The following is a 4,279-nucleotide window of genomic DNA, read 5'->3' as shown; positions in this document are numbered from 1 at the left end:
GCCGAGACGAAGCGAGCGCAGCGAGTGAAGTGCACCAGACGCCGCGAGGCCCGCCCTACGGGCGAACGACGGGACTTTGAAGACAGGCCCTAGGGAAGCACGCGCTCCGTTCGCCGCGGCGAGGGCCGGGCCGCTGCCGCTCGCTCGTCGGCGGCCGCCAGCCAGAAGTAGAGCGGCGGCAGGGCGAGTTCGAGGGCCGTCAGGGCGAGCTGGAACCACTGCGGCGTCCCGTGGACGGCCAGCGACAGCAGTCGGCCGAGGCCACCGAGCAGGAAGATGCCGGCCAGCCAGCGCACCGCCGTGGCCGGGATCGTCGAGCGCCGAGCCGTTCGGATCCAGGCGAGGCCATAGCCGAGGAAGACCGCCCCGTAGAAGCGCTCCCGGCTGTCGACGGTGGCACCCGCCGCGCCTTCTCCCGGTACCGAGTCGATGCCGAGGGCGAAGTGGAACACGCCGATCGCCACACAGGCGGCGCCCATCGCCAGCGCCAGCCACTTGAGAAGTCCGGCCATGCCCCGGCCACCCTTTCCCCGTCCGCGGATGCCCGCTAGTAGACGTCTGTCTATTAATGGGAACGTACGGCCGGTAGTAGACAGGTGTCAAGTAACCTCGGGACCATGACCACACGCCGCCGACTCGACCCCGCCGAGCGCCGCAGCCAGCTGCTCGACACCGGAGCACGGCTCTTCGCGGCGAAGCCGTACGACGAGGTGTTCATGGAGGAGGTCGCCGAACGGGCCGGCGTGTCCCGCGCCCTGCTGTACCGCTACTTCCCGAACAAGCGCGACCTGTTCGCCGCGGTCTACCAGCAGGCCGCGGACCGGCTGCTGACCCGTACGGAACTCGATCCGGCCCGCCCCGTGCACGAGCAGCTGCGCGCCGGACTCGACGCCCATATCGACTACTTCGCCGCGAACCGCCACACCGTGCTCGCGGCGAACCGGGTGCTCGCCGGCGACCCGGTGATCCAGACCGTCATCACCGACGAGCTGACCGAGCTGCGCCGCCGGCTGCTCGACTCCACCGGCCTCGGCGCCGGACCCGGCGAGCTGGTGCCGGCCGCCCTGATGAGCTGGCTGGTGTTCGTCCGCACGCTCTGCGTGGAGTGGCTGACGCATCAGACCTTCAGCCGCACCGAGTTGCGCGAGATGTGCGTCGGCGCGCTCCTGGGCGCGCTGCGCCCGGTGACGGATCTCGACCGACTGCTCACCGGCGACGAGGAACACCCCGCGGACCCTCCGCCCACCCCCTGACCTTTCCCGGCCCGAGGGGTTCCGGCATTCCTTACCCCCCAGTACATTGACGCCATGTCTAATACGGCCCCGTTGCGGCCCCAGCCGGCCGCGTCCGAGCACCCCCCGCTGAAGGCCCGCAACGTCGCCTTCGACTGGACGGACACCCCGTTGCACTGGATACCGGGCGATCCGTTCAGCACCCACACGATCAATGTGCTGCATCTGCTGCTGCCGGCCGGCGAACGCTGGTTCGTGCACGTCTACAAGCAGGTGCTGCCGCATATCCGCGACCCCCGGCTGCGGGCGGACGTCATCGGGTTCATCGGCCAGGAGGCGATGCACTCGCAGGCACACGACGAGGTGCTGCCGCACCTCAAGGCGCAGGGGCTGGACCCGGCCCCGTACACCGCGCAGGTCGACTGGCTCTTCGAGAAGCTGCTCGGCGACCGCACCCTGCCGCCCGGCCGCCCCCGGCGGTGGTGGCTGCTGGAGCGGGTCGCACTGATCGCCGCCATCGAGCACTACACCGCCTTCCTGGGCGACTGGGTGCTCAACGCCCGGGCCCTGGACGCGCGAGGCGCCGACCCGACGATGCTGGATCTGCTGCGCTGGCACGGCGCGGAGGAGGTGGAGCACCGCTCGGTGGCCTTCGACCTCTTCGTCCACCTCGACGGCGGCTACCGTCGGCGGGTCCGCACTTGGGCCACGGCCTTCGCCGCGCTGGTCTTCCTGTGGCAGCGCGGCACCCGCTTCTTCCTGGCGCACGACCCGTCGCTGACCGACGGGAGGGCGAGCGTACGGGAGTTCGTCCGCGCCGGGCGGCGGGGCGTGCTGCCGACGACCGGGGCCATGGCCCGCTCCATCCCGCAGTACCTGAGCCGCACCTACCACCCCTCCCACTACGGCAGCACCGAGCAGGCCATGGCCTATCTGGCCGCCTCCCCCGCCGCGACCGCGGCCGACGCCCGTACCACCGGAGGTGCCTGAGATGCCCCGGGTCCGCACCGTCGTGCTGATCGCCGCGGGCGCCCTGGCCGCCCGGCGGGCGCTGCGCCGGCGGATCCAGACCTCCCCCCTGTGGCCGCTGCCCGCGCTGGAACACCCCACCTCCGGGCAGGGCCACCAGGCGCCCGGGACACGGCAGTTGCAGGTGGTGGAGCGTACGGCGGAGGCCGAGGGCGTGGTCCGGCTGCGCCTGGCGGGCGAGGGGCTGCCGAGCTGGGAGCCCGGCGCGCACCTCGACCTGGTGCTGCCCTCGGGGGCCGTACGCCAGTACTCGCTGTGCGGCGACCCCGCGACGCCCGGTTCGTACACCATCGCCGCCCGGCTGATCGAGGACGGCCGCGGCGGCTCGCGCGAGGTGCACGAGCGGCTGCACGAGGGGACGCTCGTCGAGGTCCGCGGCCCCCGCAACCGCTTCCCGCTCCGGGACGGACCCGCCTACGTCTTCCTCGCGGGCGGCATCGGCATCACCCCCCTCCTGCCGATGGTGCGGCAGGCCGAGCGGGCCGGGGTCCCGTGGCGGCTGCTGTACTGCGGACGCTCGCGGGCCTCGATGCCGTTCCTGGCGGAGCTCGACGAGCTGGCGGGCCCCGGCGGCGGCCGGCTGACGGTGGTCGCCGAGGACGAGGACGGGCGCCCCGATCTGGCGGCGGTCCTCGCCGGTGCGCCACCGGGAGCGGCCGTCTACTGCTGTGGCCCCGAGCCCCTGATGGACGCCGTCGCGGCACTGCTGCCCGCCGTGACCGAGGGACTGACCCTGCACACCGAGCGGTTCACCCCCGCCGCCCCCGTCCCGGCCACCGGCAACGCACCGTTCGAGGTCGAGCTGCGCCGCACCGGCCGTACGGTCACCGTGCCCGCGGACACCAGTGCGCTGCGGGCGATCCGCGACCAGGCGCTGCCCGATCTGCCGTACTCCTGCGAGCGGGGATTCTGCGGCACCTGCCAACAACGGGTGCTGTCCGGAGAGGTGGACCACCGCGATGACCTGCTGACGGACGCCGAACGCGCGGACTCCCTGCTGCTCTGCGTCTCCCGGGCGCGCGGTGGAGGTCTTGTGCTCGATCTGTGATGGGACCGGCGATTCCGTGCCGCGCCCCAGGTCGTTAGGGTGGCCGCATGACGACCGGGACGCGGCGGAGAATGGGCGTCGAGGAGCGGCGTGAGCAGCTGATCGCTGTCGCGCTGGACCTCTTCAGCCACCGTTCCCCGGAGGATGTCTCGATCGACGAGGTCGCCGAGGCGGCCGGTATCTCCCGGCCGCTCGTCTACCACTACTTCCCCGGCAAACAGCAGCTGTACGAGGCCGCGCTGCGCCGGGCCGCCGAGGAGCTCACCGCCCGTTTCGTGGAACCGCACGAAGGCCCGCTCGGCGCCCGGCTGTTGCGGGTCATGGAGCGCTTCTTCGACTTCGTGGCCGAGCACGGCCCCGGCTTCTCCGCCCTGATGCGCGGCGGCCCGGCCATCGGCTCCACCCGCACCGGCGCGATGATCGACGGCGTCCGCCAGGCCGCCTACGAGCAGATCCTGGCCCACCTCGGCATCCCCGACCCCGCCCCACGGCTGGAGTTGGTGGTCCGCTCCTGGGTCTCCCTCGCCGAAACCACCGCCCTCCTGTGGCTGGACGGCCGCCGCGTCCCACGCGCCGAGCTGGAACGCCAGCTCGTCCACGATTTCGCTGCGCTGGCGGCGGTGAGTGCGGCGTATGACGGCCAGATGGCCGTCGTCGTCCGCCACATACTGGCCGAGGAGCCGGCGGATGGGATGTTCGCGGATCTTGTCTCGCGCCTGAGTCGCTTTGCTTAGGCTTCCCACGTTTTCGGCTGTCCCGCCTTTCCGCTGCGCTTTGCCTTCGGCCCACGTTTTCGGCTGGCCCGCCTTTCCGCTGCGCTTTGCCTTCGGCCCACGTTTTCGGCTGTCCCGCCGTGGGGGTTGCTCGCCGTTGCGCCTGCGGCGGGCCGGGTGGGTGTCGGGTGCGGTGACGGACCTCCGGGGCAGGGGTGTGGGACTGCTTCGCTTTACGTCCCACACCCCTACCCCTC

At 72.2% G+C, this 4,279-nt stretch carries 5 protein-coding genes; 4 read left to right on the top strand and 1 reads right to left on the bottom strand.

Going from position 1 to position 4,279, the window contains the following annotated elements; all coding sequences use genetic code 11:
• Positions 1-89: 89 nt before the first annotated feature.
• The gene (locus tag ACFWJW_RS37550) at positions 90-512 is read right to left on the bottom strand and encodes a DUF4345 domain-containing protein (protein ID WP_387249880.1); all 423 of its coding nucleotides are present in this window, start codon (positions 510-512) and stop codon (positions 90-92) included.
• A gap of 105 nt (positions 513-617) precedes the next feature.
• Here ACFWJW_RS37550 and ACFWJW_RS37545 point away from each other — a divergent pair, with 105 nt between their 5' ends.
• Genes ACFWJW_RS37545 through ACFWJW_RS37530 form a run of 4 tightly spaced genes read left to right on the top strand, consistent with a single transcriptional unit; the run spans position 618 to position 4,043 of the window.
• Positions 618-1,253, top strand: coding sequence for a TetR/AcrR family transcriptional regulator (locus ACFWJW_RS37545; RefSeq protein ID WP_387249878.1), 636 nt, complete (start codon positions 618-620; stop codon positions 1,251-1,253).
• Between the two features lie 54 nt (positions 1,254-1,307).
• A complete protein-coding gene (locus ACFWJW_RS37540) occupies positions 1,308-2,222 on the top strand; it encodes a metal-dependent hydrolase (RefSeq protein ID WP_387249876.1) in 915 nt (304 codons plus the stop codon).
• Between the two features lies 1 nt (position 2,223).
• Positions 2,224-3,309, top strand: a complete 1,086-nt coding sequence (locus ACFWJW_RS37535; RefSeq protein ID WP_387249874.1) for a PDR/VanB family oxidoreductase — start codon at positions 2,224-2,226, stop codon at positions 3,307-3,309.
• Between the two features lie 47 nt (positions 3,310-3,356).
• Entirely contained in the window at positions 3,357-4,043 is a 687-nt protein-coding gene (locus ACFWJW_RS37530) for a TetR/AcrR family transcriptional regulator (protein WP_387249872.1), read from the top strand.
• Positions 4,044-4,279 lie beyond the last annotated feature (236 nt).

It is taken from the genome of Streptomyces sp. NPDC127097 (genome assembly GCF_042724075.1).
GTDB lineage: Bacteria > Actinomycetota > Actinomycetes > Streptomycetales > Streptomycetaceae > Streptomyces.
This window is presented reverse-complemented; position numbering and strand designations above follow the sequence as displayed.